This is a genomic window from Chitinophaga sp. OAE865, assembly GCF_040546735.1.
GTDB classification, from domain to species: domain Bacteria; phylum Bacteroidota; class Bacteroidia; order Chitinophagales; family Chitinophagaceae; genus Chitinophaga; species Chitinophaga polysaccharea_A.
This window is the reverse complement of record NZ_JBEPOF010000001.1, coordinates 1-2,500: the sequence shown is the minus strand read 5'-3', so window position 1 is coordinate 2,500 and position 2,500 is coordinate 1. Positions and strand designations below refer to the sequence as shown.

Here is a 2,500-nt window from a genome sequence, read left to right as displayed (position 1 = left end):
TAATCGGGCATCAAACATATAACCGAAGCTTTAGGCCTAGTACGTAAGTATTAGACGGTAGGGGAGCATTCCAAACTGCATCGAAGGTGTGTTGCGAGACATGCTGGAGCGTTTGGAAAAGAAAATGTAGGCATAAGTAACGATAAATAAGATGAAAAATCTTATCGCCGTAAGACTAAGGGTTCCTGATCAACGCTAATCGGATCAGGGTTAGTCGGGTCCTTAGGCAAAGCCGAAAGGCGTAGCTGATGGCAAACTGGTGAATATTCCAGTACCTGCTATAAATTCGATGGAGTAACGGAGTAGTGAAAGGATCGCGCACTTACGGAATAGTGCGTTAAAGGGCGTAGTTATATTCTGAATTGGTAAATCCGTTCGGGATGATGAAACCTGATAGTACAGCAAAGCTTCGGCCGCGCTGATAGTGTCCCTAATCAGACTTCCAAGAAAAACTTCTAAGGTTCGTTTATAGCAGCCCGTACCGTAAACCGACACAGGTAGTCGAGATGAGTATTCTCAGGCGCTCGAGTGATCCGTGGTAAAGGAACTAGGCAAATTGACGCTGTAACTTCGGGATAAGGCGTGCCACAGTGATGTGGCCTCAGTAAAATGGTACAACCAACTGTTTAACAAAAACACAGGGCCCTGCAAAATCGAAAGATGACGTATAGAGCCTGATACCTGCCCGGTGCTGGAAGGTTAAGGAAGGATGTTCGGAGCAATCCAAAGCTTCTGACTGAAGCCCCAGTAAACGGCGGCCGTAACTATAACGGTCCTAAGGTAGCGAAATTCCTTGTCGGGTAAGTTCCGACCTGCACGAATGGTCTAATGAGTTGTACACTGTCTCTACCACGAGCTCGGTGAAATTGTAGTATCGGTGAAGATGCCGGTTAATCGCAACGGGACGGAAAGACCCCGTGAACCTTCACTACAACTTAACATTGATTTTGAATGCCAGATGTGTAGGATAGTTGGGAGACTATGAAGCAGCTTCGCCAGGAGTTGTGGAGTCATCGTTGAAATACCAACCTTCTGTTATTTAGAGTCTAATCCCTGCAAGGGGAGACATTGTTTGGTGGGTAGTTTGACTGGGGTGGTCGCCTCCTAAAAGGTAACGGAGGCTCGCAAAGGTACCCTCAGTACGGTTGGTAATCGTACGCAGAGCGCATTAGTATAAGGGTGCTTGACTGTGAGGCCAACAAGCCGAGCAGGTGCGAAAGCAGGCTAAAGTGATCCGGTGGTTCTGTATGGAAGGGCCATCGCTCAAAGGATAAAAGGTACTCCGGGGATAACAGGCTGATCTCACCCAAGAGCTCATATCGACGGTGAGGTTTGGCACCTCGATGTCGGTTCGTCACATCCTGGGGCTGGAGAAGGTCCCAAGGGTTCGGCTGTTCGCCGATTAAAGTGGCACGTGAACTGGGTTCAGAACGTCGCAAGACAGTTCGGTCCCTATCTGTTGTGATCGTTAGTAAATTGAGAGGACATGACCTTAGTACGAGAGGACCGGGTCGTACGTACCGCTGGTGTATCTGTTGTGCCGCCAGGTGCAGTGCAGAGTAGCTATGTACGGATAGGATAAACGCTGAAAGCATCTAAGCGTGAAACCTGCTTCAAGATGAGTTTACTTTTAAGGGCCGTCGGAGACTACGACGTTGATAGGTTACAGGTGTAAGGGTGGTAACATCGCAGCCGAGTAATACTAATTGCCCGTAAGCTTTAATTTTTTCAATTATTACGCTAAAAAGGTTTTGAATACAACTTTCCCGATATGTTATCTTATTAGTTTGCTGTAAAGCAAAAAAGATCTTATGGTGGTTATGCCGAGGGTGTTCACCTCTTCCCATTCCGAACAGAGAAGTTAAGCCCCTCATGGCCGATGGTACTGCACTATCATGCGGGAGAGTAGGTAGCTGCCATACTTATTAAGAGAAAAGCCTTGGTGCGTTTGCACTAAGGCTTTTTCTTTCTATATAGTAGAGAGCATTGTGTAAGGTAATGCAGAGTATAGCTAAAGAGCAGTACTTATCTCGAAAAAGCAGGTCACACTGCTATCCAATACCAACAGCAGTTACTACTGCTACTGATGATACCACCCGGCTAGGCAACATCCTACCAACTACACTTAAATCCGGTTCATCACCTTAAGCCCCGCGCTTAAATCAATTGACATACAGAAAATAAGAAGCAATTAAGTTGAAATAATTTTTGCTGCGAGTGATAAAGGTCTTATCTTTGCCATCCGCTTCAAAAAAGCACTGTTCTTTGCAAGGTAATGGGTTAATTATCACAGTAATGAAAGCACTTTCCGATAGTTAAGTGATTGGAACTAAGATAATTAAAGTTGTAAAAACTTTCTAAAAGTTTTGGTGATTAACTGAAAGATCACTACCTTTGCAACCCCAACACAAACAGTTCAATACAAATAAAGGTTCTTAATTATAATATAAGTAAAGATGTGTAACGAAAGCGTTACCGGGATCGGATCCCACACATCGGC

2 rRNA genes (1 of these 2 cut by a window edge) are annotated in these 2,500 nt (G+C 45.1%); both read left to right on the top strand.

Annotation, left to right across the window (positions count from 1 at the left end):
• Positions 1-1,726: ribosomal RNA gene (locus ABIE50_RS00010) — 23S ribosomal RNA — on the top strand (it extends 1,160 nt beyond the left edge of the window).
• Between the two features lie 84 nt (positions 1,727-1,810).
• Positions 1,811-1,922, top strand: a 5S ribosomal RNA gene (rrf, locus tag ABIE50_RS00005).
• The last annotated feature ends 578 nt before the right edge of the window (positions 1,923-2,500 follow it).